The following is a 25,755-nucleotide window of genomic DNA, read 5'->3' on the forward strand; positions in this document are numbered from 1 at the left end:
CTTTTGGCACGCTGTTGAGTTCTCAAGGAACGGACGCTTCCTTTGTACTCACCCACAGTGTTGATTACTGGGGCTTTCCTCCGGGCTTCCCTTCGCTGTTTCCAACCTTACCAGATCCGTTTTCCGTTCCTTACCGCTTCTCATTCGAAGCAGTTCAGTTCGGAATTCATTTCCGGCGCCCTGTCGGAGCGGGCTTCCCCGACTTTATCAGATCTCTCTGAGCCGGATTTCCATCCGCTTTCCGGAACCCCGCCCCGCACTCGAAGTGCTGCGGCGTTCCCTCTGTGGTGGAGCCGTAAACGTACTGGACGGCCGCGCCCGATGCAAATCGGCAGCGGGGCGGCCGTCCATACGGCTGATGCCGCGTCAGACCTCGACGACGACCGGGAGGATCATCGGGCGGCGGCGGTAGCTGTCCGAGACCCACTTGCCCACCGAGCGGCGGACGAGCTGCTGGAGCTGGTGGGGCTCCGCGACGCCGTCCGCGGCGGCCCTGGCGATGGCCTCCTCGATCTTCGGGACGACGGCGTTGAACGCCGCGTCCTCGATGCCGGAGCCACGGGCCTGGATCTGCGGGCCGCTGACGACCTTGCCGGTCGTGCTGTCGACGACCACGAAGACGGAGATGATGCCCTCGTCCCCGAGGATGCGGCGGTCCTTGAGCGAGGCGTCGGTGACATCGCCGACCGAGAGGCCGTCCACGTACACATAGCCGGCCTGCACCTTGCCGACGATCTTCGCCTGGCCGTCGACCAGGTCGACCACCACACCGTCCTCGGCGATGACGATGTGGTTCTTGGGAATGCCCGTCAGAGCACCCAGCTCGGCGTTGGCGCGCAGGTGGCGCCATTCGCCGTGGACCGGCATCAGGTTCTTCGGCTTGCAGATGTTGTAGAAGTACAGCAGCTCGCCGGCGGAGGCGTGGCCCGAGACGTGGACGCGGGCGTTGCCCTTGTGCACGACATTGGCGCCCCAGCGGGTGAGGCCGTTGATCACGCGGTAGACCGCGTTCTCGTTGCCCGGGATCAGGGACGACGCGAGGATCACGGTGTCACCGCGGACGATCCGGATCTGGTGGTCGCGGTTGGCCATCCGCGAGAGCGCGGCCATCGGCTCGCCCTGGGAGCCGGTGCAGACGAGCACGACCTCGTCGTCCGGCAGGTCGTCGAGGGTCTTGACGTCGACGACGAGACCGGCCGGGACCCGCAGATAGCCCAGGTCACGGGCGATGCCCATGTTGCGGACCATCGAGCGGCCGACGAAGGCGACCCGGCGCCCGTACTCGTGGGCGGCGTCGAGGATCTGCTGGATGCGGTGGACGTGGCTGGCGAAGCTGGCCACGATGATGCGCTTCTGCGCGCCCGCGAAGACCTGGCGCAGGACACCGGAGATGTCCCGCTCCGGCGGGACGAAGCCGGGGACCTCCGCGTTGGTGGAGTCCACCAGCAGCAGGTCGATGCCCTCCTCGCCGAGCTTGGCGAAGGCGGGGAGGTCGGTGAGACGGCCGTCCAGCGGGAGCTGGTCCATCTTGAAGTCGCCGGTGTGCACGGCCATGCCCGCGGGGGTGCGGATGGCGACGGCCAGGGCGTCCGGGATGGAGTGGTTGACCGCGATGAACTCGCAGTCGAACGGGCCCAGCCGCTCGCGGTCGCCCTCGGCGACCTCGAGGGTGTACGGGCGGATGCGGTGCTCCTGGAGCTTGGCCTCGATCAGGGCGAGGGTCAGCTTGGAGCCGATGAGGGGGATGTCCGGCTTCTCGCGGAGCAGGAAGGGGACGCCGCCGATGTGGTCCTCGTGGCCGTGCGTGAGCACGATGCCCTCGATGTCGTCGAGGCGGTCCCTGATGGACGAGAAGTCCGGCAGGATCAGATCGACTCCGGGCTGCTCCTCCTCGGGGAAAAGCACTCCGCAGTCGACGATCAGCAGACGGCCGTCGTACTCGAAGACCGTCATATTGCGGCCGATCTCACCGAGACCGCCGAGCGGGGTGACGCGCAGGCCGCCCTTGGGAAGCTTCGGCGGCGCGCCGAGTTCAGGGTGCGGGTGGCTCAAAAGACTCTCCTCACCACGCACGCCACATGCCTCTACGGACACATGGCGCGCATGACATTCGTGCACTTGCTGTTTCGTGCACTTGCAGTTGTTTGTCGATCTTCAGTTGTTTGTCGATCTTCAGTTTTGAAGTCTGGGTGCTAGAGCTGTACCCCGCCGGCGGCGAGATCGCTCTTGAGCTGCTCGGTCTGCTCGTCCGTGAGACCGACGAGGGGCAGTCGCAGCGGGCCGGCGGGCAGGCCCTGGAGGGCGAGGGCGGCCTTGGTGGTCATCACGCCCTGGGTGCGGAACACACCGGTGAACACGGGGAGCAGGCGCCGGTGGATCTCGGCCGCCTTGTCGACGTCACCGGAGCGGTGCGCCTCCAGCATCGCGCGGAGCTCGGGGGCGACGAGGTGGCCGACCACGGAGACGAAGCCCACGGCGCCGACGGACAGCAGCGGCAGGTTGAGCATGTCGTCGCCGGAGTACCAGGCGAGGCCCGAGCGGGCCATGGCCCAGCTCGCCGCGCCGAGGTCGCCCTTGGCGTCCTTGTTGGCGACGATGCGCGGGTGCTCGGCGAGGCGGACCATCGTCTCGGTCTCGATCGCGACGCCGCTGCGGCCGGGGATGTCGTAGAGCATCACGGGCAGGCCCGTGGCGTCGGCGATCGCCGTGAAGTGACGGCGCAGGCCCTCCTGCGGGGGCTTGTTGTAGTAGGGCGCGACCACGAGGAGGCCGTGGGCGCCCGCCTGCTCGGCGGCGCGGGCCAGCTCGATGCTGTGGTGGGTGTCGTTGGTGCCGGCTCCGGCGACGACGTGGGCGCGGTCGCCGACCGCTTCGACCACGGCGCGTACGAGCTGGGCTTTCTCCGCATCGCTGGTGGTCGGGGACTCACCGGTGGTGCCATTGACGACAAGGCCGTCGTTGCCTGCGTCCACGAGGTGGGCGGCGAGGCGCTGAGCGCCGTCGAGGTCGAGGGCGCCGTCGGCGGTGAAGGGCGTGACCATGGCGGTCAGTACCCGCCCGAAGGGCGTCTGCGGTGTGGAGGTCGGAGCCATGGGGGTCACGCTACTCGTTGCTCACCGTGAGGTATCCCCTCGGGGAGTGCCTAAAGGGATCCCGGCACTGCCTGCTCGGGGGTTCAAGCAGTGCCGGGTCCGTTTTTTCAGCGTAGATGAAGGTGATGAAACGCCGCAATACGGACACCTTGCCCGCTGGTCCGGTAGCAGCGCGTCACCGCTGGTCGGCGCACCCTACGGGGCGACGCGACCGTTCTTGTTGAAGGCGTCGTAGGTGAGCGGCATGAGCTTGGCCCACTCCGCCTCCATCTTCTCGCCCACCATCTCGATCTCCCGCTGCGGGAAGGAGGGGACCTTCGCCAGCTCGTGCTGGGTGCGCAGGCCGAGGAAGTGCATCAGGGAGCGGGCGTTGCACGTGGCGTACATCGAGGAGAAGAGGCCGACCGGAAGGACCGATCGGGCGACCTCGCGGGCGACACCGGCGGCCAGCATCTCCTGGTACGCCTCGTACGCCTGGCGGTAGCTGTCCTCCATCGCGCGGCCGGTGAGCTCGTGCTGCGCACGCGTGCCCTCGACGAAGACGTACTTGCCCGGGCGGCCCTCCTGGACCAGCTTGCGGGACTCCCCGGGGACGTAGAAGACCGGCTCCAGCTCGCGGTAGCGGCCCGACTCCTCGTTGTACGACCAGCCCACGCGGTGGCGCATGAACTCGCGGAAGACGAAGATCGGGGCGCTGATGAAGAAGGTCATCGAGTTGTGCTCGAAGGGGCTGCCGTGACGGTCGCGCATCAGGTAGTTGATGAGCCCCTTGGACCGCTCGGGGTCCTTGGTGATCTCTTCGAGGGACTGCTCGCCGGCCGTGGAGACCCGGGCCGCCCACAGCACGTCCGAGTCGGCCGCGCTGTGCTTGACCAGCTCGACGGTCACATCGCTGCGGAACCTGGGCTTCGAATCCTCGGTGGGGGTGTCGCTCACCGGCGGGGTCCTTCCTTTTGCTGCTGTGCTTGCTTTGCTGCTGTGCCTGGCCGTCGCCAAGCCTAAGGGCCACCACTGACAACGGGCCGACACCGGCCCTGGGCGGGGGCTCCGGATCACCCGGGATCGCCCGGAAGCCCGATGCCACAGGAAGGCCCGGGACGCCAGTTGATATTTTTCACAGAAGTTATGGAGAAACGGGCACCCATTGCCCGGTTCGAGCGTCTTCAGGTGTGACAGCACACTTTCGAGGTTCCTAGGAGAGCCCACCATGTTCCGCCGGCGAGAGCCCGTGCCGTTCGCCTTCGTCGCCGAGGCCGAGCGCTACCGCAGCAACGTCACCCCGCCGCCCCGGGGCGGTGCCAGTCGTTCCGAGCTAGTCGGCCGGACGCTGGTGGGGCTGACGGTGGCCGCGGGGCTGATAGGCGCGCTGCTGTTCGGAATGCCGTCGCTGGAGACGGGTCAGCAGAACCCCGGCCACAGCCAGAAGTCCGAGGCCAACGCGGGTCGCTGAGCACTGGCCGTCAGGCAGCGGGTACCCTCACCGCGCACAGTCGTTCGACCGTGCGTATCGAGTGAGGAACCGTCGTGCCCCTGCCCTTTTCGACAGCCGAACGCGACGGCGAGCTCGCGACACCGACCGAGACGACCACGACTGCCAAGAAGTCCGCGACCGACACCATCGCCGCGCTCCTTGCCTCAGAGGACCTGTACGAGGACCACCGCCGCTGGCGGCGCCCGTACCACCCCGGTCCGCTGCGGGTGGGGGGCGCGGCGATGCTGCTTCTGCTGGCCGCCTACGTCCTGGTGTCCGGCGTGATCATCGCCGCCGCGGGAGCCCTGCCGGGCGCGGGCGTCTGCTTCGCGATCGCCGCCGTGCTGATCACGGTCGCGGTGCGGATGGTGCGTACGGGCATCTGGGTGAGCCCTCACGGTCTGCGTCAGCGGCGGGTGCTGCGCGGTGTGACGCTGCCGTGGGCCGAGGTGGCCGAGGTGCGGACCGTGCAGCAGCCGGTGCGGGTGGTGGGGACGCCGCGTACGGCGCAGGGGCAGGCGCTCGTGGTGCGGCGTACGGACGGCGGGACGCTGCCCGTGCTGGTGACCGACCGGAACGCCGATTTCGTGGGGCGGCCGCAGGCCTTCGCGATGGCGGCGGACGCCGTCGAGGACCGGGTGGCCGAGTTCAGGGCGTAGCGGAAGCGGATGGCGGAAACGGATGCGGATGACGGAAGGGCCGGGGCTTCGTGCCCCGGCCCTTCGTCGTCTCAGGCGCCCGAGGCGCTGATCTGTTTGCCGTCGTGCAGGGCGATCGCCCGCTGCATGGCCTTGCGGGCCCTGGGGGTGTCGCGGGCGTCGTGGTAGGCGACCGCGAGGCGGAACCAGCAGCGCCAGTCGCCCGGGGTCCGCTCCGTCTCGTCCTTGCGGCGGGCGAAGACCTCGTCCGCCGAGTCCCGGTCGATCCGCCCGCCGGGCGTCCGTACGAGCTCGTCGACGGGGAGCCCGCCCTCGGCCTCCAGCTCGCGGGCCAGCCGGTTGGCGTCGCGGGCGAACTTGGTGGTCTGGTAGAGGAACCAGGCCCCGATGAACGGCAGGATCATCACCGCCAGCCCGAAGGTGACGGTGACGACGGTGCCCTGCTCGATGAGCATCACGCCGCGGCTGCCGACCAGGACGAAGTAGACGACCAGGACGGCGGCCAGGGCGAAATAGACGATCTTGGCGCGCACGGTACTCAGCCCAGGTCCAGGAAGTTTTCCAGGCCGAACGTCAGGCCCGGCGTGGAGACGACGCGGCGGGCGCCCAGCAGGATGCCCGGCATGAAGCAGCTGTGGTGCAGCGAGTCGTGGCGGATGGTGAGCGTCTCGCCGGTGTCGCCGAGCAGCACCTCCTGGTGGGCGAGGAGGCCGCGCAGCCGGACCGAGTGGACGGGCACTCCGTCGACGTCGGCGCCGCGCGCGCCCTCCAGGGCCGTGGTGGTGGCGTCGGGCTGCGGGGCGCAGCCGGCCTCGCGCCGCGCGGCGGCGATGAGCTGCGCGGTGCGGGTGGCGGTGCCGGAGGGGGCGTCGGCCTTGTTGGGGTGGTGGAGCTCGACGACCTCGACGGACTCGAAGAAGCGGGCGGCCTTCTGGGCGAAGGTCATGGTGAGGACCGCGCCGATGGAGAAGTTCGGGGCGATGAGCACACCGGTCTTCGGCGACGCCTCCAGCCAGGAGGTGAGCTTGGCGAGGCGGTCCTCGGTCCAGCCGGTGGTGCCGACGACGCCGTGGATGCCGTTGCGGACGCAGAACTCGAGGTTGTCCATCACCGAGTCCGGGTGCGTCAGCTCGACCACGACCTGGGCGCCCGCCTCGGTCAGGGCCTCCAGCCGGTCGCCCCGGCCGAGCGCGGCCACCAGCTCCATGTCGGCGGCGGCTTCCACGGCCCGGACGGCCTCGGAGCCGATCCGGCCCTTGGCGCCGACGACCGCCACGCGCAGCTTGCTCATCGTCCCTGCTTCCCCTTGTGTGCCCGGCCGGCGGTGCTGCCGACCGGCGCGGTTTTACGAAACGGCCTCGTGCAGGCGGGCGGCCTGCTTGTCCTTCAGCGGGCCGATCACGGACAGCGAAGGACGCTGCCCCAGGACATCACGGGCCACCTCGCGGATCTCGTCCGGGGTCACCGCGGCGATGCGGGCCAGCATGTCGGAGACCGACATCTGGTCGCCCCAGCACAGCTCGCTCTTGCCGATGCGGTTCATCAGCGCGCCCGTGTCCTCCAGGCCGAGCACGGTGGAGCCGGAGAGCTGGCCGATGGCGCGGCCGATCTCCTCGTCCGACAGGCCCTCGGTCGCGACCTTGTCCAGCTCGTCGCGGCAGATCCGCAGCACGTCGTGGACCTGGTTGGGGCGGCAGCCGGCGTAGACGCCGAAGAGGCCGCAGTCGGCGAAGCCCGAGGTGTAGGAGTAGACGGAGTAGGCGAGGCCGCGCTTCTCCCGGACCTCCTGGAAGAGCCGCGAGCTCATGCCGCCGCCGAGGGCGGTGTTGAGCACGCCGAGGGCCCAGCGGCGCTCGTCGGTGCGGGAGATGCCCGGCATGCCGAGGACGACGTGCGCCTGCTCGGTCCTGCGGCCCAGCACCTCCACCCGGCCGGCCGTGCGGATCGTCTTCGCACCCGAGCGGGGGTCCATCGGCACGGCGTCCGTACGGCCCAGGGCGCCGGCCTTCTCGAAGGCGGCGCGGACCTGGCGGACGACCTTGGCGTGGTCGACGTTGCCGGCGGCGGCCACGACCAGGCGGGTCGGGTCGTAGTGCTTCTTGTAGAAGCGGGCGACCTGGTCCCTGGTCAGGGCGTTGATCGTGTCGACGGTGCCCAGGACCGGGCGGCCGAGGGGGGTGTCGCCGAGCATGGTGTGCGCGAACAGGTCGTGCACACAGTCGCCGGGGTCGTCCTCGGTCATGGCGATCTCTTCGAGGATCACCCCGCGCTCGGCGTCGACGTCGGCCGGGTCGATCAGCGAGCCGGTGAGCATGTCGCAGACGACGTCGATGGCCAGCGGCAGATCGGTGTCGAGCACCCGCGCGTAGTAGCAGGTGTACTCCTTCGCCGTGAAGGCGTTCATCTCGCCGCCGACCGCGTCGAGGGCGGCGGAGATGTCGAGGGCGCTGCGCTTGGCCGTGCCCTTGAAGAGGAGGTGCTCGAGGTAGTGCGTGGCGCCGTTGAGGGCCGGGGTCTCGTCGCGGGAGCCGACGTTCGCCCAGATGCCGAAGGTCGCGGAACGGACGGACGGCAGGGTCTCGGTGACCACGCGCAGACCGCCCGGGAGGGTGGTCCGGCGGACGGTGCCGATGCCGTTCTCGCCCTTGAGAAGCGTTTGGGTACGGGCGACGGCCCGCCCCTCCGAGGAGGGGCGGGCCGTCTTCCGCGAACTGCGGGACGTCACTTGGCGGACTCGTCCTCGTTCTCGTTGGCGTCCTCGCCCTCGATCACGGGGATCAGGGAGAGCTTGCCGCGCTGGTCGATCTCGGCGATCTCGACCTGGACCTTGGCGCCGACGCCGAGGACGTCCTCGACGTTCTCGACGCGCTTGCCGCCGGCGAGCTTGCGGATCTGCGAGATGTGCAGCAGGCCGTCCTTGCCCGGGAGCAGGGAGACGAAGGCACCGAAGGTGGTGGTCTTGACGACCGTGCCCAGGTAGCGCTCGCCGACCTCCGGCATGGTCGGGTTGGCGATGCCGTTGATCGTGGCGCGGGCGGCCTCGGCGGCCGGGCCGTCGGCGGCACCGATGTAGATGGTGCCGTCGTCCTCGATCGTGATCTCGGCGCCGGTGTCCTCCTGGATCTGGTTGATCATCTTGCCCTTGGGGCCGATGACCTCACCGATCTTGTCCACGGGGATCTTGACGGTGATGATCCGCGGGGCGTTCGGGGACATCTCGTCCGGCGTGTCGATCGCTTCCATCATCACGTCGAGGATGTGGAGGCGGGCGTCGCGGGCCTGCTTGAGGGCCGCGGCCAGGACGGAGGCCGGGATGCCGTCCAGCTTGGTGTCGAGCTGGAGGGCGGTCACGAACTCCTTGGTGCCGGCGACCTTGAAGTCCATGTCGCCGAAGGCGTCCTCCGCACCGAGGATGTCGGTGAGGGCGACGTAGTGGGTCTCGCCGTTGATCTCCTGGGAGATCAGGCCCATGGCGATACCGGCGACGGGGGCCTTCAGGGGCACACCGGCGTTCAGCAGCGACATGGTGGAGGCGCAGACCGAGCCCATGGAGGTGGAGCCGTTGGAGCCGAGGGCCTCGGACACCTGACGGATCGCGTACGGGAACTCCTCGCGCGTCGGCAGGACCGGCACGATGGCGCGCTCGGCGAGGGCGCCGTGGCCGATCTCGCGGCGCTTCGGGGAGCCGACGCGGCCGGTCTCGCCGACGGAGTACGGCGGGAAGTTGTAGTTGTGCATGTAGCGCTTGCGCGTCACCGGGGAGAGGGTGTCGAGCTGCTGCTCCATGCGGAGCATGTTCAGCGTGGTGACACCCAGGATCTGGGTCTCGCCGCGCTCGAACAGCGCCGAGCCGTGGACGCGCGGGATGGCCTCGACCTCGGCGGCGAGGGTGCGGATGTCGGTGACACCGCGGCCGTCGATGCGGACCTTGTCCTTGATGACGCGCTCACGGACCAGGGACTTGGTCAGCGAGCGGTAGGCGGCGGAGATCTCCTTCTCGCGGCCCTCGAACTGCGGGAGCAGCTTCTCGGCGGCGAGCTCCTTGACGCGGTCCAGCTCGGCCTCGCGCTCCTGCTTGCCGGCGATGGTGAGCGCCTGGGCCAGCTCGGTGCGGACGGCGGCCGTCAGGGCCTCCAGGACGTCGTCCTGGTAGTCCAGGAAGATCGGGAACTCGGCGGTCGGCTTGGCGGCCTTCGCGGCGAGCTCGGCCTGGGCCTTGCAGAGCACCTTGATGAAGGGCTTCGCGGCGTCGAGACCGGCGGCGACGATCTCCTCGGTCGGCGCCTCGGCGCCGTCCTTGACGAGCTGGATGGTCTTCTCGGTGGCCTCGGCCTCGACCATCATGATCGCGACGTCGCCGTCCTCCAGGGTGCGGCCCGCGACCACCATGTCGAAGACGGCGTCCTCGAGCTCGGTGTGGGTCGGGAAGGCCACCCACTGGCCCTTGATCAGCGCGACGCGGACGCCGCCGATCGGGCCGGAGAAGGGCAGGCCGGCCAGCTGCGTGGAGCAGGAGGCGGCGTTGATCGCGATGACGTCGTAGACGTGGTCCGGGTTGAGGGCCATGACCGTGGCGACGACCTGGATCTCGTTGCGCAGGCCCTTCTTGAAGGACGGGCGCAGCGGGCGGTCGATCAGACGGCAGGTGAGGACCGCGTCCTCGGAGGGGCGGCCCTCACGGCGGAAGAAGGAGCCGGGGATCTTGCCGGCCGAGTACATCCGCTCCTCGACGTCCACCGTGAGGGGGAAGAAGTCGAGCTGGTCCTTGGGCTTCTTCGACGCGGTCGTGGCCGACAGCACCATGGTGTCGTCGTCCAGGTAGGCCACGGCGGAGCCGGCGGCCTGACGGGCCAGGCGGCCGGTCTCGAAGCGGATGGTGCGGGTGCCGAAGGCGCCGTTGTCGATGACGGCCTCGGCGTAGTGGGTCTCGTTCTCCACCAGGGATATCTCCTCTTGTGCGTCCTCACCCGTGTGGCGGGGACGGTGGCCGTCCTCGCCCGTGTGGCGGGGACGGTGGCGGAGGTGCGTCTCGGCTGGCCGGTCTTCGATCGAAGCACCCGGATTTCCCTGATCCGGGGGCCACTACCGAGGACCGGCGGCGAGCGGAGCGCTCCTCCTCATGCGGTTTCGCGGTGCGGGATCCAGATTACAAAGCTTCCGGCTCCCGCGAGATACGCAAAGGGAGCGGCCCCCAGGATGTGGGAACCGCTCCCTTCACGACGTCTTACTTGGCGCCCGCGGCACCGCGGCGGATGCCGAGGCGCTCGACCAGGGCGCGGAAGCGCGTGATGTCCTTCTTGGCCAGGTACTGGAGCAGACGGCGACGCTGACCGACCAGGATCAGCAGACCACGACGGGAGTGGTGGTCGTGCTTGTGGGTCTTGAGGTGACCCGTCAGGTCGGAGATGCGGCGGGTGAGCAGCGCGACCTGGACCTCGGGGGAGCCGGTGTCGCCCTCCTTGGTGGCGAACTCGGCCATGATCTGCTTCTTCGTAGCGGCGTCGAGCGACACGCGTACTCCTTCTGAGTCTCGTTTTGGCCACCGAGTGCCCCTGGTCTCTGTCTCAGGGGAGCTTCCGTAACTCGGGAGGCGGGGTCCGCTGGGCGCTGTCCCCAGATGCCCTGGCGGGCGTTCCGGAGGCGCGTACACAAACGGCCACTGGACACAGTACCAGCCCGGGGGCTTGATTCCGGCCGTGGGGCGCGGCCCCGCGCAGGTCAGCTGCCCGCTCGGTGACCGCTCGGCTGCCCGCTCGGTGGCCGGTCAGCTGCCCGTGAGGCCGCGTGCGCTCGCGTAGACGTCGAGAACGGCGAGGCAGAGGGGGACGAGGGCGAGCAGGACGGCGCTCTCCACCATGTCGGAGGCTCTCCCCCAGAAGGGTGACAGCCCCTTGCGGGGAATGATCAGCGCGACGGCGGTGAGCAGGGCCGCCACGGCGGCGACGGCCACGGTGATCCAGACCGTACGGATGTCGGAGGCACCGCCGTGGGCGCCGGACAGCGGGCGCAGGGCCAGGCCGAGGACGAGCAGGGCGAGCCCGGCGAGGCCGGCGCCGAGGACGGTGGCGACCTGCGAGGTGTAGCGGAAGAGCCGGGCGCGCAGGGTCATGGCGAGCCCCGCGGCGAGGGCGAGGGCCGGGGCCCAGGGGTCGGCCGCGAAGGCGAGGACGGCGGCCGAGCCGACGACGACGGCCGAGCAGCCGCCCACGAGGCCGAGCAGCAGCTCGTGCCCCCGGCGGGCCCGCGCGGCGACGCGTTCGGCGTCGACGGGCGCGGTGTCGGCGCCGCCGCGGGGGGCGTCCAGGTCGTCGCCGGCGGCGCGGGGCGCCGTGTAGCCGATGGGCAGCCGGGCGGCACGGGCCGAGAGGGCCGGGAGGAAGGCGAGCGCGCCGATCGCGGCGACGGCGCAGACGGCGGCCGCGGCGGAGGGCGCGGCACCGGTGAGGATCATCCCGAAGGTGGCCAGGACGCCGGCGGCGGAGGTGACGACGGTGGCGACGAAGGGGGCGTCGCCGCCGGGGGTGACAGCGACGAGGACGACGGAGGCGATCAGGACGGTCGCGCAGCCGAGCAGGAACTGCAGGCGTCCGGCGCCCTCGCCCGCGGCGGGTCCGATGACGCCGGACCCGGCGATCAGCAGGTGCGGCACGGCCGCCAGGCCCAGGGCGACGGCCGAGCCGCGGTCCCGGTAGACCCGGGCCCGTACGCCCGCGTAGGCGGTCAGGAGGACGCCGGCGGCGCCGGCGACGATGCCGGGCAGGCCGTGCGCGTCGTGGCGCGCGGGGTCGGCGTAGAAGAGGACGAGGCCCAGGAGGACGAGCAGCACGGCGGCGCCGGTGAGGCCCGCGGCGCGCAGCATGCGGGTGTTCCACAGGGCGCGGTCGCCGGTGACGGCCGCGGCGACGGCGTCGGAGACGTCGTCGTGGACGGCGGGCGGCAGGGACTCCGCGAACGGGCGCAGGGTGAGGATCTCGCCGTCGAGGACGCGCTGGGCCGCGAGGGTGCGGGCGCCGTCGAGGACGGTGCCGTCGCGGCGGACGAGGTGATAGCCGGTGGGGGTGCCCACGGGCTGGGCGCCTCCGGTCAGCCGGAGGATCTCGGGATGGACGTCGGCGACGGGGAGGTCCTCGGGGAGGGCGACGTCGACGCGGCTGTCCGGCGCGACGACGGTCACCCGACAGAAGCCGGTCGTGGCGGGCGTGCTCACCCGGATTGCCCCCTGATGCTGTCGGTGGTGTCTTTTTTGCTGCTGATTTGCTGCAGATTTGCTGCTGATTCTGATGTTTGGCCGACGGGTGGTCACCAACGGTGGCACTCGCGGCTGGTCACCCTACCGGGGGCGAACTCCCGTACGCCGATAGGATCACCGTCTCGCGAGGGGCGGCCGGGGCCACAGGGGCGTCGGGCGGGAAACGGCCCCTCGGTGCAGAGGGGTTGAGCCGTTCCGTGACCCAGGTCGTCGTCAAACGCCAGCCTCGGGCCCTGCCGCCCGAGCTGCCGAGCGAGGAACTGCGGCTGGAGGCTCCTCCGGAGCTGCCGCGCGGCCGTCAGGAGGGCATCCTGATGCAGCTGCTCCCCACGCTGGGCATGGCCTCGTCGATGGTCTACTTCTTCATGCCGGGCGCCAATCCCATGATGAAGATCATGGGCGTCCTGATGATGATGTCGACGCTCGGGATGACCGTCGCCATGGTCGTGCGGCACCGTCAGGGCTCGCAGGGGCAGATGGCGGACGCGCGCCGCGACTACCTCAGGTACCTCGCGCAGACCCGGCGCACCGTGCGGCGCACGGCACGGGCGCAGCGCGACGCCCAGCTCTATCTCCACCCCTCCCCCGACCAGCTGTGGTCGGTGGTCGCCGAGGGCTCCCGCGTCTGGGAGCGGCGGCCCTCCGACGACGACTTCGCTCAGGTGCGCGTCGGGCTGGGCGCGCAGCGGCTCGTGACGCCGCTGGTGGCCCCGGAGACGGCGCCCATAGACCAGCTGGAGCCGCTGACGGCGGGCGCGATGCAGCGTTTCCTGGCCGTGCACGGCTCGCTGGACGGCCTGCCCATGGCGGTGTCGCTGCGCGCCTTCTACCACGTCACCCTCTCGGGAGACCCCGACACGGTGCACGGCTGCGCGCGGGCGCTCGTCGCCCAGCTGGCCACGCTCCACTCCCCCGAGGACCTGGTCGTCGCCGTGGTGGCCGGGCGCGGCGCGGCGGCCCGCTGGGAGTGGACGAAGTGGCTGCCGCACGTGCAGCTGCCGGGCACGGCCGACGGGGCGGGCGCGCGCCGGCTGATCGGCGACGACCTCGGCGAGCTGGAGGAGCTGCTGGCGCCGCGTCTGGAGGGGCGCCCCCGCTTCGGCCGTGACACCCGTCCCCTGGTCGAGCAGCCGCACGTGGTGCTGTTCCTGGAGGGCGCCGCGGTGCCGCCGGACTCGCTCTTCGCCTCGCCGGAGGGCTTGCAGGGCGTCACCGTCGTGGAGGTCGTGCCGGGCGGGCTGGACGAGCTGCGGGGCGGGCTGGCCATCGGCGTGGCGCCGGGTGCGCTGCGGCTGCGGTCGCAGGTGGCGGCGTACGACGGGGTGCCGGACACGCTGTCCCCGGAGGCCGCCGAGGCGCTGGCGCGGCAGCTCGCGCCGCTGCGTCCGGGCAGTGGCGAGGAGGACGAGCCGCTTCTGGCCAACTGGGACTTCACGGAGCTGCTGGGGCTGGGCGACGCCGGTGCGGTGGACGTCGCCCGCACCTGGCGGCCGCGCACGCCCGCCGAGCGGCTGCGCGTGCCGATCGGCGTCGGCGAGGACGGCGCGCCCGTGATGCTCGACCTGAAGGAGGCCGCGCAGGACGGCATGGGCCCGCACGGCCTGTGCGTGGGCGCCACGGGCTCGGGCAAGTCCGAGCTGCTGCGCACGCTGGTGCTGGGCCTCGCGGTCACCCATTCCTCGGAGACGCTGAACTTCGTCCTCGCGGACTTCAAGGGCGGCGCGACCTTCGCGGGGATGTCCGGGCTGCCGCACGTCGCGGCCGTCATCACCAACCTCGCCGACGACCTGACCCTGGTCGACCGCATGCGCGACTCCATCACGGGCGAGCTCCAGCGCCGTCAGGAGCTGCTGAAGTCGGCGGGCAACTACGCCAACGTCCACGACTACGAGAAGGCGCGGGTCGCGGGCGCCGCCCTGGAGCCCCTGGCTTCACTCGTCCTGGTGATCGACGAGTTCAGCGAGCTGTTGACGGCCAAGCCGGACTTCATCGACATGTTCATCCAGATCGGCCGGATCGGCCGCTCCCTGGGCGTCCATCTGCTGCTGGCCTCGCAGCGCCTGGAGGAGGGCCGGCTGCGCGGGCTGGAGACGTATCTGTCGTACCGCGTCGGTCTGCGCACGTTCTCGGCCGCCGAGTCGCGTACGGCACTGGGCGTGCCGGACGCCTACCACCTGCCGACGGTCCCGGGTTCGGGCTATCTGAAGTTCGGCACGGACGAGATGACCCGGTTCAAGGCCGCGTACGTCTCCGGCCCGTACCGGACGGGCGGGGCAGCCGGCGTGGACGGCGCGGCGCTTCCGGTCGAGCGGCGCCCGGTGCTCTTCACGGCGGCGCCGGTGCCGGTGACGTACGCGGCGCCGACCGCTCCGGATCCGGTTTCGGGGCACCCGGGGGACGACACCTTCGCCGACACCGTCCTCGACGTGGTCGTACGGCGGCTGGAGGGCCAGGGCCCGCCGGCCCACCAGGTGTGGCTGCCCCCGCTGGACCGGGCACCGTCCCTCGACCAGTTGCTGCCGCCGCTGGCGGAGGTCCCGGGCCGGGGCCTGACGGCCTCCGACCCTTCGCGCCAGGGCCGGCTCGTGGTGCCGCTGGGCATCGTCGACAAGCCCTTCGAGCAGCGTCGCGACGTCCTCCTCCGGGACTTCTCGGGAGCGGCGGGCCACATGCTCGTCGTCGGCGGCCCCCAGTCGGGCAAGTCGACGCTGCTGCGCACGCTGGTGGCCTCCTTCGCGCTCACCCACACCCCCGCCGAGGTGCAGTTCTACGGACTCGACTTCGGTGGCGGCGGCATGAGCGTCGTCGACGGCCTGCCGCACGTCGGCGGCGTCGCCTCCCGCCTCGACCCGGAGCGCGTACGCCGCACGGTCGCCGAGGTCGCGGGCATCCTGGCCCGCCGCGAGGAGTTCTTCCGCGCGCGGGGCATCGACTCCATCGCCACCTACCGGCGGCGCCGGGCCGCCGGCGACTTCGCCGACGAGGCCTGGGGGGACATCTTCCTCCTGGTCGACGGATGGGGCAGCTTCAAGCAGGAGTACGAGCTGCTGGAGGGCGTCGTCACGGACATCGCGTCGCGCGGCCTCGGCTACGGCGTGCACGTCGTGATCACCGCCTCCCGCAACATGGAGGTCCGGCCCGCCCTGAAGGACCAGCTCCTCGGCCGTCTGGAGCTGCGGCTCGGCGACACGATGGACTCGGAGTTCGACCGCAAGGTCGCCGCCAACGTCCCGGCCGGCGTCCCCGGGCGCGGCCAGCTCCCGGAGAAGCTCCACTTCATGGCCGGCCAGCCCCGGATCGACGGCGGCAGCGACCCGGAGACGCTCACGGACGCGACGGAGGCCCTGCTCACGGCGGTCGGCGCCGCCTGGACCGGGCCGAGCGCCCCGCGCGTCCGGCTGCTGCCGCGCACGCTGCGGGCCGACGAGCTGCCGAAGGGCTCCGAGTTCCCCGAGCGCGGCGTGGCCATCGGCATCGACGAGACCAACCTGGAACCCGTCTTCGTCGACTTCGAGACCGACCCCTTCTTCCTCGTCCTCGGCGAGAGCGAATCCGGCAAGACGGCGCTGCTGCGCCTGATCGCCAAGCAGCTCACCGAGCGCTACGGCCCGGACGAGGCGAAGATCGTCGTCGGCGACTACCGGCGCTCCCTGCTGGACGTCATCCCCGACACCCACCTGCTGGAGTACGCACCGGTCGCCTCGTCCCTCACCGTCCACGCGAACGCCCTCAACGGCCTGATGGAACGCCGCGCGCCCCAGCCGGGCGTCACCCCGCAGCAGCTGCGGGACCGGAGCTGGTGGTCGGGCCCGCGCTTCTTCGTCATCGTCGACGACTACGAGCTGGTCGCGACGGGAGGCGGCGGGAACCCGCTGGCGGTGCTGACGGAGAACCTGCCGTTCGCACGGGACGTGGGCGTCCACTTCATCGTCGCGCGGAACTCGGCGGGGGCGTCGCGCTCCATGTTCGAGTCCTTTATGCAACGGGTGAAGGAGCTGGGCGCCCAGGGCGTGGTCCTCTCCGGCGACCCGGGCGAGGGCGACATCCTCGGCGGCGTCCGCCCGCGCCCGATGCCGCCGGGCCGCGGCTTCTTCGTCTCGCGCAGGCGGGGAACGCCGCTGGTGCAGGTGGGGTGGGTGCCGGAGCAGTAGGCCGGAGCAGCAGGAAGCGGGCGGGGACAAGATCCCGCCAAGAGATCAACAAGGGGGGTGCGTCACACGCACCCCCCTTGTTAGCTTCGAACGCACGAATGCCTTGTCGCGCGGGCGACTTGAGGCCGGTCTGGGGGGATCGTGACGTTCGAGAACGAGCGGGCGGGGCTGCGCGCCGACGCGGTGACGCGGACACGGCTGGACGGGGCCGGGGGTACGGGCGGCGGGCCGGACCTGTCGTCCTCGGCCGCGAAGAAACGCTCGGCCGTGACGGCTCTGGAACAGCACATAGAACCGGACTCACAGGCCGCCGGCCGGGTGGCGGACGAGACGTCCGAGGCCGCGGCACGGGGCTTCCAGGACTGGGCCACGGGAGCCGGCATCACGGCGGCCCTGAAGGGCTGGCGTGAGTCGGTGAAGTCGCTTCAAGCCCGGCTCTCCGCAGAGAAGGCGGCCCTGAGCGGGACGAACCGGTTGTTCCTGGGGGCGGATTCGGGGATCGCGGGCCAGTTCCCGCTCCTCAAGCCGGGCGGCGGCCCGCTGAACACGAATCCGCCTTTCCCGTCACGCGTCTCGGGCTACTGAGGAGGGCGGCTTCACCATGCTCACGTACCACCAGGTCATGACGACGGACCTCGCCCTCCTGACAACCGCGGCCGAGCAGTGGGACGCGGCGGCGAAGAAGTTCGAGTCCGTGCAGAAGGACTACGAGAGCCAGGTCAAGGCCATAGCCTCCGACGGCACCTGGACCGGCCAGGCCAACCTCGCGGGCAAGACGACCATGCAGCTGACGCACGAGCAGTACACGGCGGCGGCGAAGGAAGCCCGAGCGATCGCCTCACTGCTGCGGGACGCGCACGGCCAGTTCACGGACCTGCGGGGGAAGCTGAAGTCGGCGGTCGCCGATGCCGAGAAGGCCGGCATGAAGGTGTCCGAAGGAGGCATCGCGAGCTTCGACTTCGCCAAAGCCGACGCGGCCACCGCGAACGCCGCACGCCATGACCCCGACCTCCACACAGCCGAAGCATCGTGGACCAAGCACGTCGACAACGTCGTCCGCGCCTTCGACGACGCCGACCAGGGCGTCAAGCTGGCGCTTCAAGCCGCCGTCCAGGACGGGACCCCCGATCTCCTCGACGGCACGCCTCATGGGTTCAACGCCCAGGCGGAAGGCGACATCGAGAAGGTCGAGGCCAAGGAGGCCTACGAGCTGGCGACCAAGCTCACCTCCAAGGGCCACCTCGACGCCAAGGAAATGGCCGAGATGCAACGGCTCTTCCGCGACAACGACCACGACAAGGCCTTCAGTCAGACGTTCCTGAGCGGCCTCGGCGCTGACAACACCATCAGGTTCACCAACAAGCTGAACGAGCTCGGGCACAGCTCCGGTTCCGACAAGCGTGACTATCTGATGTTGGACAAGGGCCTGTCCCAGAGCCTGGCCACAGCTACTCAGATTCCGCCCTTCAAGACTGATGGAAAACAACTCGAGCCAGGCTCCAGAGAATACTTTGGCGCCTATAAGAATTGGCTCGATAGTTCCGACGGAAAATTCTACAAGCAGTGGATGGGCGACCTCAAGACCGCGGGCGTCAAGCATTACCGGTACGAAGGAATAACTGACGAGCAGCGCATCGGCGAGGGCCGTGAGCAGAAAGTTCGCGGTTACCAATCCCTGGTCACCATGATGCAGAACGGTGGCGACTACTCGCCCCAGTTTCTGCACGACTTGACGGACGACATGATCGCCGCCGAGCGCAAGGACAAGAACCTCTGGGACCTCTACGGTCCGTTCAGCAAGAAGGACACCGGCTGGTTCGCCTACGATCCAGTGGACCGCACCCTGGGCATCATGAGCAAAAACCCTGCTGCAGCCACCTCATACTTCGACCCCAAAGCTCAGATCTACGATCGGGATGCGAACGGCGGGGAAGGCGCATACCGCGGCAACGACAGGTTCGACTACCTGCGCGAGAAGCGCGACTGGGCCGTCATGAACACCGTTGACACCATTGGGAACTGGGAACACCACGGGGACGACATAGAGGCCAGGGACGGCCACAAGGGCTTCGGCGAAGCACTGCGGGCTGCCGCCACGGGGCGAGCTCCTGACACACCTGCGATGAGCAGCCACCCACGGCATACCGATACCCAGGTGCGAATTTTCGAAGATATCGTATCGAAGTACGGCACCTATACTGCGGTGAACCAGAGCGACATGCCTGCGAACATTCGTGGCAACATGGCGCATGTTATCGCGGACTATCCGGCCGACGTGCACGACATTCTCGGCAAGGGGGGAGACGCCAGAAAGCTGGAGCTAGACCCCAGCAGGGCAAAAATAGGAACTGCCGAACTCCAGCAGTTCATTCGGGCGGCCTCGGAGGACGGCGACGCCTTCCACATCATTCACCACTCGCAGAGCACTGAGGCGGCTGAGAGGATCAATAAAATAGGGCGCGATGACTTCGCCAGTTACCACGAAGGAAGCCCAGACGTTCCTCGCGGGCACGTAACGGAATCCGGGAGGGCTCTTGGGGCTCTCGACAGAATCCGGGCCGATGTGATCAGCGACCATAAGGACAGCGAGATATTTCGGAACAACTGGAACGCGAAGATCAACTACCACTTGATCGGCGCCCCTTTCACGCTCATTCCCTATTCGGGAGACAGTATCCAGCGATACGTCGACGTCGGGACCTCCGAGTATGCGAACCGCCTCAATGACAAGGCGACAGCCGAGAGCACCAAAGATCTGATAAAGCTGTACGACGGCGGACAACGGGAGCTCGAAGCAATGCTCATAGACCGCGCCAAAGATCTTGATGTACCCATGGAGAAGCTCAGGGCCACAGGAAGCCGGGGGCAGGATCTCCTCACGGAAGCCGGCTTCGGCTATGCGGACGGCATTGGGCGTGCCGGGCGAAGCACGGGCGGGGTCAACTGATGCTCCATCGGCACTCCAGTCGAATATCACCCAAGTTCATCAAGTTCGGTGCTACCGCAGCCTCCATATGCATCGCTACCGGCGCCCTCCTGACGCTGTTCGTATGGCGCTCTCCAGACCCGGCCACCAGTCAAGAGACCTTTTGTTGGGGCTCCCTGTCACGACAGGATGTCGCACAGCTCGACGACAAGAAACCCACCGGCTACTCCTCATCGGAAGAACCTTTCGCGGCCAACGCGCTCCAGAGCTGTTATGTCACCAGCACGACAGAGGACCTGACACCGAAATTCGGCCTCTGGTGGGGAAGTACATCTCAGGACCGTCTTCACGGATCCCTCTCTCACCCTGCCGACCTGGTCCAGCAATATTCCCACCTCCCGCTCGGCGGCAATGTTAACGGCTGGACCAGCCCAACCGAAGCGGCGGTATGGCTGCCGCGTTCCTGCTCTTCCAAAGCCGGGGTCGGCAGCGGCGACTCCATTCAACTGACACTCCAGATCAGATCCGGCCAGGAGGGAAAGTGGAGCGAGCAGGAAACTCGTTCCCGAATGGCAAGCACCCTGATAAAGGCTGCAGCCAGCATGACGAGGAAGATCGGCTGCTCATCCGCGGACTTCGATTCATTCAAGCCTTATTCACAAATCCCCGCATGGCAGGGAGTGCAGCACGTCAACGACGCCTGTAAAATTCCCGGTTTTGCTCCATTCCGCTCAGCAACGGCCGCCTCGACGATCCAGGAACGCACGACTGGAGATGAACGCCGCATATGGAATTGCGTACTGAAGCAGAAGGAACCCCCACTCGCCGCATTCTCAATCACCCAGAACGACCAGCTGATCAGCGAATACGAACACTGGGTCTCCCCCGACAACCCTGCCGCTGCCGCAGAAAAGAACTCCTCTTCAGCTGTTCTGATTGAATGCCGAAACGTCAAGACGCTCCTGAGGATGGCCTTCCCGGACAAGGAGTCGCAATCGGGAGATCTGACGCAGGCCAAAGAACACCTGATTCCTCCACACGACCTTTCTGAACAGTTCATCTCCGCCGTCACCAAGAAGATGGACTGTAACTCACAGTCGCCCGGGTAGCCGTCGGTTGAGGCTCCGCACCATCATTTCACCCGTAATACCCAGGAGGCCTTCCGATGCTCAAATCTGCCACTACCAGAACTGCCACATTGTGCATGGCACTTGGCTTGACTCTCACGGCATGCGGCAATGGGCCCGCAGCGAAGCATGCAGCGCCCACCGCCACACCGCAGCAGGCGACGCCATCGGCCGTCAGCAGCACCGACGAGAGCGGGCTAAAGGTCTTGAGCACCAACCTCCTCATGAGGATCACCTCATTCCATGCATCGGGCACCACAACCGCTTTCGATGGCGGGCGCACGGAAATATGGTCGACTCCTGGGCAAGGGTTGCGTCTTCAGACCACGACGAGCCAGGCAGGCAAGAGCGTCGATATATTCTGCAAGGGCGGCACGACCTACACAAGCGCTCCCATGTTGGCCGAATCCCTGAAGCAGTCCGGCGCAGCAGACATCACCGTCCCACCCGCCCTCGCCGACGTTTACGTCACGAGCAAGACGGGCCAGGGATGTGACAGCTTCTACAAGATCCCGGAAGGTGCCAAGCTCGCGCCGGATCACGACAGCAGTGTCAACGGCACCAAGACTTTTGCTTTGACTGCGGGCAATGGGATAACGAGCGGCGTCTATCACGTAGCTGCGGAAGGGAAGTCCTACCTCCTCAAGCTGGATTCCAGCCGTGGCGGGCGGTCGAGCACTACGACCTACGATTCCTTCGGCGAAAAGTTCGCCATCAAATTTCCTGCAGCGGACAAGACCATGCCGATGAGTGAGTTCCGCAGCCGGGTATCCGGCCACTGAGGAGATTTTCCCAGCACCCTGGCCACGCTGGTTCAACCTGCACGGTTGGCGGCAAAGCGGCTCCGCCGTGTTCTCCACAGACGAATGGCTGGTTCGGGCCACGCGTGCGCGCTCGCGTTCGGTAGCAAAAATCCTGGTGTGATCGACGAATAGCTTGTGGTCGACGCTGCCAACGGGTGTTACTGGCCAGGGCAGATGCGCAGACCGGAGCCACCGGTCCCCTCATCCCGACACGAATCCAGACGACAACGAGCCGGACGAGATGTTCTGGGACAACGAGGGCAAGCTTCCGGGCGGGCCAGCGGCCGTCATCGGCTGGTGGACGTAGCGCAGATGCGGGTGCGTGACCATGTCACTCATCCCATGCTGATAGCCGACACACCCACATCATTTCGGCGACGGCATGCGGTACACGCTTGTCGAAAGCGGGGACGCGCTGCTTGCGCCGACCCTCTAGACGAGGTGGTCGAGCTCGCCTCGTTTGGCCGCTTCGACAAAGTTGCGCAGGCCCTCGCGGGTGGTGGTGACGAGCTCGTGGGGGCGGGCGGTCTCTCTGAGTATGGGGGTGCCGTCGGTGGTGAGCCCTATCTGGATGCAGGCGTTGCCGCCGCCACCGCAGATGGGCTCCTGCCACTGGATCCCGGGCATGGCGTCTCCTTCAGATCCTTCAGAGCTGCTGGGCGATTTCATGGATGAACTTCCGCGACGCGTTCTCGTCCAGGGCGCTGCACTCCATTCTGTCGAGCAGCTGCCGGTAGTTGGCAAGCTGCATCTCGGAGTCGATGAACACAGACCCATGTGACGTGTCGAGCTGCACTGTGTCGAGCTGGGCGACAGGGCCGCACGCGTACAGGATGGTCTGCCCCGCGCCGACGAAACCCCCGGCGCTGAACGGGATCACTCTGAGGGTGATGTGCTCCCGCTCGCCGGCCTCCAGGAGAGAATCCAGCTGGGCCCGGGCGACCTTGCGCCCTCCGAACTGCATACGCAGAGCGCTCTCATGAATGATGGCGTCGTAGGCCGGCGGGTCCTCGCGGTCGAGGATCCGGCGCCGTGCCAGACGCTGGGAGACCCGGATGTCGACCTCGTCGGCCGGGAGCTCAGGGATCACCAGCTCGAAGATCGCCCTGGCGTGGTCCTCGGTCTGGAGCATGCCCGGGATGTGGGACGTCAGCGCGTTCCGGAGCCTCGTGGCGTGCCATTCGAGCTCGGCGATGTCCAGGAAGAAGGCGGGGAGCGATCCTCGGTAATCCTCCCACCACCCCTTCGTGTGATCCTGCGCCATGTCGGCGAGCGCGTCGACCAGCTCGGCGTCGGGGCAGCGGTAGTTGCAGGCCAGCGTGCGCACCCGCGCGGCGCTGATGCCGAAACGGCCGGCCTCCGTGTTGGAGATGCGCGTGCGATCCACGCCGAGCAGTGCGGCGGCATCCAGGGCCGACATGCCTGCCTGCTCACGGAGCCGGCGGAGCGCGGCACCCAACCGGCGTTGCCGGATCGTCGGGTTGCTTCTCGGTGGCACGAGGTCCTCCCCTGGGACGTCAACCAGTGTGCCCGCAGGGTAGACCCGGAGCACAGGGGTTCCGGGAATGAGTAGCACAGGGCTTCCTGTCACGCTACCGTCGGTATCGCTCAGCTCACACGCCGTGGAGTCGGAAGCGCACCGCGCGAGCATGCCCTCTTTCCCTGGAGAGGGTGCGCTCGCGCCCAGGGAGGCAGGCCACCGGCACCCGTTCCGCGTGCGAGAACTCCCCCACTGCCGCCTGCCAAGCGCCTGGAGTGAACGCGCATGAGCAACAGCGCACTCTGTCCACCGGAGACGTCGGCCGTGCCGACGCCCGCCAACTTCAACTACTCCCTCGGCCTGCCCGGAGGCCCGTACTGCATCAGCACCGCGCGCAACCTCGTACGTACCGTGTTGTGCGAGCACGACCTCGGTGATCTGGCCGAGGTCGGCGTTCTCGCGACATCCGAACTCCTCGGCAACGCCTACGCGTTCACGCCTGGGCATGAGGCCCATCTGTCGATGCGGTGGCGCTTCGGCGTGCTGAGACTGACCGTGTTCGACGAGCATCCCGCGCACGAGGCAGCGGGCATCTTCGCCGTATGCCGCGAGCGGCGGAGGGAAGCGCTGTCACTGCTGGACGCCGTCACCGACGCGTGCGGCGGGATCTGTGGGCTGGCCGAGGCCGACGCGCCCCTGTACGGGAGCAGGGTCTGGGTCGTTCTCCCGCGAGAGGCGGGAGCGCTCTACGCGCGGCTCTGAGTAGGAGCTGAGCACACGGGAGGGTGGGCTGCCGCCGTGCGGCTGCCCACCCTCCCGTGTTCCTCGCTCAGTAGCCTTCGGAGAAGAGCTGCGAGGCCTTCCGGTCCGTGGCGTAGTAGTGATCGCTACCCATGAGGATTCGCTCAGAGACCTTCTTGAGGATCTCCTCGATCTCCCTGGCCCTGTTCTGGAGCTGATTCTGGGCGTTGTCCATCGCCGCCTTCGCCTCGCCCTCCCAGCCGGCGGAGACGTTGGCGACAGCCGACCTCATGGCCTCGAGCTCGCTCGAGAGCACCGCCGCGGCACCCTTGATCTGGCCGGCAGTCTCCTGCAACGAGCCGTATGTGACGACGAGTTCGCCGCCGTTTCCTGCCATTTTCCCACTCCCCATGTTCTGTCGGGCGCTTGGTTCTACTTGTACTGGCTGCGACTCGCTCAGTAGGAATGGATCGCGCTGACGCCCTTGACGCTGGCGGCGATCTCCTCATCGGTGGCGCCAGTGGAGGTGTGCGTCTTGGCCACCGCGTCACGAACATGGTCGATGAGTCGCCGCACGGCGTCATGCTCCCTGTTCAGTTCTTCCTGCGCCGCCCGGAAAACATCGTGGGCCTGGCCCTTCCACTGGCCCCCGTCGACGGTCGCAATGGCATTGGCCAGCGTGCGCAGGTTTGCCGTGAATGCCTGGCTGGACTGGTCCAGAGCATTCGTGAAGGTCCTGAACGCTTCGTCGTTGACCTTCTGCTTACCCGACATGTTTCACCATCCCCCATGATTTGTTTGCGAGATCCGATTCGCTTCGGTTTCCCGCTGCGTGGTCCGGCCTGCCCGATTCCGCTCGGCCGGATGTCTTGTCTACCGTCGCCGGCGCCGCACCGTCACCACGATTGCCGCAGAGGCGACGGCCACTACGGCGCCGATACCGATCCCCAACGATAGTGCGGTGCCGGTGCCCTTGGCGGGGCTGGGTCCCGCGCTGGGGCGGTGGTTCGGAGTTGCCGATGACGTCGAGTCACCCGAAGGAATCGGCTTCGGTGAGGCGGATTCGCCTGCGGCGAGCAGCGGGTTGACGTCAGCGGGGCCGGGATCGCCCTCGCCGTCCAGGAGGACCTTGCGGGGGCGGACGATACCGTAGCCGATGTAGGGGCTCGGGATCTTGCCCGTGGTCGGCTTGCCGGCGGTTTCCATCATGACCCGGAGGACCTGGTTGCCGGTCCAGTCCGGGTGCTTGGACCAGATCAGGGCGGCGGAGGCGGAGGCGAGGGCGGTGGCTTGGCTGGTGCCCTGTCTTGCGCAGAAGCCCGCGCTCTTCTTGCATCGCCCTGGGATCTCGTCGCCCGGAGCGGCGAGCGCCACGTTACTGGCGCTGTTCGACCACTTGGTCACCGCGTTCGTCTTGTCGATCGCGCCTACAGAGACGACTCCGGTCATCGTTGCAGGATAGTTCGGCAGATTTCCCTTGTCGCCGTCATTTCCCGAGCCTGCAAAGATCAGGCTTCCCTTGGCAAGCGCATATTTCACCGCAGCTTCCAATTGCCCGGTCTGGCTCGGGGACTCAACGCCGGCCATGGAAATGTTGACGACTCGCGCGCCGTGATCCACCGCGTAACGGATAGCCCTGGCCATCAGTGGATCAGAGGCATCGGCGAGCCCGGCTTGCACGGTCCTCACCGGCAGAATCCTGGCACCCGGCGCCAGCCCCTGAATTCCTCCGTCCGCCCCCGTGCCCGAGATCAGAGCGGCCATTTCCGTGCCGTGCCCGTCCTGATCCACGTCGGCGCCCATCGGCTTGTTCGATACATCTGCACCTTGCAGTACCTGGCCTCGCAGCTCCGGCACAGCACTGTCCACGCCCGAATCGACGACCGCGACGGTCACGCCCTCGCCTCGGCTCACCTTCCACATCTCGTCGGCCTGCATGCCATCGAGATACCACTGCTTCGACTTCACGTCGTCCGCCGCGGCCTGAGGCGTGGCGGCGAGACCGATGCCCAGGAGAGACAGCATCGGCAGGGCACATAGTCGCACTCTGCGTGAC

The 25,755-nt window shown here is 68.4% G+C and carries 23 protein-coding genes; 9 read left to right on the forward strand and 14 right to left on the reverse strand.

The annotated features are described in order from the left end of the window. Positions 1-221: hypothetical protein (locus tag ACFYZR_RS09415; protein WP_391907365.1), on the forward strand; the 221-nt coding region annotated here is incomplete at its 5' end. Positions 222-366: 145 nt separating this feature from the next. Here the strand turns inward: ACFYZR_RS09415 and ACFYZR_RS09420 are convergent. The 3 genes from ACFYZR_RS09420 to thyX form a co-directional block, all read right to left on the reverse strand. Further along, a complete protein-coding gene (locus tag ACFYZR_RS09420) occupies positions 367-2,052 on the reverse strand; it encodes a ribonuclease J (protein ID WP_391907368.1) in 1,686 nt (561 codons plus the stop codon). A 140-nt stretch (positions 2,053-2,192) separates the two neighbouring features. Next, positions 2,193-3,092 (reverse strand): 4-hydroxy-tetrahydrodipicolinate synthase, encoded by a 900-nt coding sequence (gene dapA / locus ACFYZR_RS09425; RefSeq protein ID WP_391907370.1) that lies wholly within the window; start codon positions 3,090-3,092, stop codon positions 2,193-2,195. A 195-nt stretch (positions 3,093-3,287) separates the two neighbouring features. After that, positions 3,288-4,028 carry an FAD-dependent thymidylate synthase gene (gene thyX, locus ACFYZR_RS09430; protein WP_391907373.1) on the reverse strand — a complete coding sequence of 247 codons (741 nt, stop codon included), beginning with the start codon at positions 4,026-4,028 and terminating at the stop codon, positions 3,288-3,290. Between the two features lie 271 nt (positions 4,029-4,299). Here thyX and ACFYZR_RS09435 point away from each other — a divergent pair, with 271 nt between their 5' ends. Together ACFYZR_RS09435 and ACFYZR_RS09440 are read left to right on the forward strand one after the other, a co-directional pair. Next, positions 4,300-4,542 carry a hypothetical protein gene (locus tag ACFYZR_RS09435; protein ID WP_229349641.1) on the forward strand — a complete coding sequence of 81 codons (243 nt, stop codon included), beginning with the start codon at positions 4,300-4,302 and terminating at the stop codon, positions 4,540-4,542. A gap of 74 nt (positions 4,543-4,616) precedes the next feature. Then, complete coding sequence (locus tag ACFYZR_RS09440) at positions 4,617-5,222, forward strand: PH domain-containing protein (protein WP_391907376.1); 606 nt, start codon at positions 4,617-4,619, stop codon at positions 5,220-5,222. 71 nt (positions 5,223-5,293) lie between these two features. On the opposite strand, the gene ACFYZR_RS09445 is transcribed toward ACFYZR_RS09440, so the two are convergent. From ACFYZR_RS09445 to eccD, 6 genes are all read right to left on the reverse strand, one after another. After that, a complete protein-coding gene (locus tag ACFYZR_RS09445; RefSeq protein ID WP_391907378.1) occupies positions 5,294-5,755 on the reverse strand; it encodes a hypothetical protein in 462 nt (153 codons plus the stop codon). A 5-nt stretch (positions 5,756-5,760) separates the two neighbouring features. Further along, positions 5,761-6,513 (reverse strand): 4-hydroxy-tetrahydrodipicolinate reductase, encoded by a 753-nt coding sequence (dapB, locus tag ACFYZR_RS09450; protein WP_391907381.1) that lies wholly within the window; start codon positions 6,511-6,513, stop codon positions 5,761-5,763. Positions 6,514-6,567: 54 nt separating this feature from the next. Then, positions 6,568-7,947 (reverse strand): M16 family metallopeptidase, encoded by a 1,380-nt coding sequence (locus ACFYZR_RS09455; RefSeq protein ID WP_391907383.1) that lies wholly within the window; start codon positions 7,945-7,947, stop codon positions 6,568-6,570. Beyond that, the gene (locus ACFYZR_RS09460) at positions 7,944-10,160 is read right to left on the reverse strand and encodes a polyribonucleotide nucleotidyltransferase (RefSeq protein WP_391907385.1); all 2,217 of its coding nucleotides are present in this window, start codon (positions 10,158-10,160) and stop codon (positions 7,944-7,946) included. Before ACFYZR_RS09460 ends, ACFYZR_RS09455 begins: the two co-directional genes overlap by 4 nt. 286 nt (positions 10,161-10,446) lie before the next feature. After that, positions 10,447-10,734, reverse strand: a complete 288-nt coding sequence (gene rpsO / locus ACFYZR_RS09465) for a 30S ribosomal protein S15 (protein ID WP_311614106.1) — start codon at positions 10,732-10,734, stop codon at positions 10,447-10,449. 252 nt (positions 10,735-10,986) lie between these two features. After that, complete coding sequence (eccD, locus tag ACFYZR_RS09470; protein WP_391907388.1) at positions 10,987-12,429, reverse strand: type VII secretion integral membrane protein EccD; 1,443 nt, start codon at positions 12,427-12,429, stop codon at positions 10,987-10,989. Between the two features lie 239 nt (positions 12,430-12,668). Here eccD and eccCa point away from each other — a divergent pair, with 239 nt between their 5' ends. The 5 genes from eccCa (at position 12,669) to ACFYZR_RS09495 (ending at position 21,457) form a co-directional block, all read left to right on the forward strand. Then, positions 12,669-16,622, forward strand: a complete 3,954-nt coding sequence (eccCa, locus tag ACFYZR_RS09475) for a type VII secretion protein EccCa (protein WP_391907391.1) — start codon at positions 12,669-12,671, stop codon at positions 16,620-16,622. 141 nt (positions 16,623-16,763) lie between these two features. After that, entirely contained in the window at positions 16,764-17,207 is a 444-nt protein-coding gene (locus ACFYZR_RS09480) for a hypothetical protein (protein ID WP_391907393.1), read from the forward strand. Between the two features lie 37 nt (positions 17,208-17,244). Continuing rightward, entirely contained in the window at positions 17,245-19,569 is a 2,325-nt protein-coding gene (locus tag ACFYZR_RS09485) for a hypothetical protein (protein ID WP_391907395.1), read from the forward strand. After that, positions 19,569-20,657: a hypothetical protein gene (locus ACFYZR_RS09490; RefSeq protein WP_391907398.1), complete on the forward strand. Its 1,089-nt coding sequence runs from the start codon at positions 19,569-19,571 to the stop codon at positions 20,655-20,657. The genes ACFYZR_RS09485 and ACFYZR_RS09490 overlap by 1 nt, the downstream gene beginning before the upstream one ends. Before the next feature lie 224 nt (positions 20,658-20,881). After that, a complete protein-coding gene (locus ACFYZR_RS09495; protein WP_391907400.1) occupies positions 20,882-21,457 on the forward strand; it encodes a hypothetical protein in 576 nt (191 codons plus the stop codon). A 453-nt stretch (positions 21,458-21,910) separates the two neighbouring features. Here the strand turns inward: ACFYZR_RS09495 and ACFYZR_RS09500 are convergent, their stop codons facing one another. Beyond that, positions 21,911-22,105, reverse strand: a complete 195-nt coding sequence (locus ACFYZR_RS09500; RefSeq protein WP_391907403.1) for a hypothetical protein — start codon at positions 22,103-22,105, stop codon at positions 21,911-21,913. Positions 22,106-22,124: 19 nt separating this feature from the next. Next, positions 22,125-23,069 (reverse strand): helix-turn-helix domain-containing protein, encoded by a 945-nt coding sequence (locus tag ACFYZR_RS09505; RefSeq protein WP_391908510.1) that lies wholly within the window; start codon positions 23,067-23,069, stop codon positions 22,125-22,127. A gap of 174 nt (positions 23,070-23,243) precedes the next feature. On the opposite strand from ACFYZR_RS09505, the gene ACFYZR_RS09510 reads away from it, so the two are divergent. Next, positions 23,244-23,720 carry an ATP-binding protein gene (locus ACFYZR_RS09510; protein WP_391907406.1) on the forward strand — a complete coding sequence of 159 codons (477 nt, stop codon included), beginning with the start codon at positions 23,244-23,246 and terminating at the stop codon, positions 23,718-23,720. Positions 23,721-23,787: 67 nt separating this feature from the next. Here ACFYZR_RS09510 and ACFYZR_RS09515 read toward each other — a convergent pair whose 3' ends face one another. The 3 genes from ACFYZR_RS09515 to mycP form a co-directional block, all read right to left on the reverse strand. Next, positions 23,788-24,096, reverse strand: coding sequence for a WXG100 family type VII secretion target (locus ACFYZR_RS09515; RefSeq protein ID WP_391907409.1), 309 nt, complete (start codon positions 24,094-24,096; stop codon positions 23,788-23,790). Between the two features lie 59 nt (positions 24,097-24,155). Continuing rightward, a complete protein-coding gene (locus tag ACFYZR_RS09520; protein WP_391907411.1) occupies positions 24,156-24,473 on the reverse strand; it encodes a WXG100 family type VII secretion target in 318 nt (105 codons plus the stop codon). Positions 24,474-24,572: 99 nt separating this feature from the next. After that, entirely contained in the window at positions 24,573-25,724 is a 1,152-nt protein-coding gene (mycP, locus tag ACFYZR_RS09525; RefSeq protein ID WP_391907414.1) for a type VII secretion-associated serine protease mycosin, read from the reverse strand. Positions 25,725-25,755 lie beyond the last annotated feature (31 nt).

The organism is Streptomyces sp. NPDC001678 (assembly GCF_042892945.1).
Taxonomy (GTDB): Bacteria; Actinomycetota; Actinomycetes; order Streptomycetales; family Streptomycetaceae; genus Streptomyces.

Coding starts and splice junctions, on each gene's coding strand:
- ACFYZR_RS09520 (WP_391907411.1), bottom strand. CDS start 24,473: ATGTCGGGTAAGCAGAAGGTCAACGACGAAGCGTTCAGGACCTTCACG.
- dapA (WP_391907370.1), bottom strand. CDS start 3,092: ATGGCTCCGACCTCCACACCGCAGACGCCCTTCGGGCGGGTACTGACC.
- ACFYZR_RS09510 (WP_391907406.1), top strand. CDS start 23,244: ATGAGCAACAGCGCACTCTGTCCACCGGAGACGTCGGCCGTGCCGACG.
- ACFYZR_RS09500 (WP_391907403.1), bottom strand. CDS start 22,105: ATGCCCGGGATCCAGTGGCAGGAGCCCATCTGCGGTGGCGGCGGCAAC.
- mycP (WP_391907414.1), bottom strand. CDS start 25,724: ATGCTGTCTCTCCTGGGCATCGGTCTCGCCGCCACGCCTCAGGCCGCG.
- ACFYZR_RS09490 (WP_391907398.1), top strand. CDS start 19,569: ATGCTCCATCGGCACTCCAGTCGAATATCACCCAAGTTCATCAAGTTC.
- ACFYZR_RS09435 (WP_229349641.1), top strand. CDS start 4,300: ATGTTCCGCCGGCGAGAGCCCGTGCCGTTCGCCTTCGTCGCCGAGGCC.
- dapB (WP_391907381.1), bottom strand. CDS start 6,513: ATGAGCAAGCTGCGCGTGGCGGTCGTCGGCGCCAAGGGCCGGATCGGC.
- ACFYZR_RS09515 (WP_391907409.1), bottom strand. CDS start 24,096: ATGGCAGGAAACGGCGGCGAACTCGTCGTCACATACGGCTCGTTGCAG.
- ACFYZR_RS09485 (WP_391907395.1), top strand. CDS start 17,245: ATGACGACGGACCTCGCCCTCCTGACAACCGCGGCCGAGCAGTGGGAC.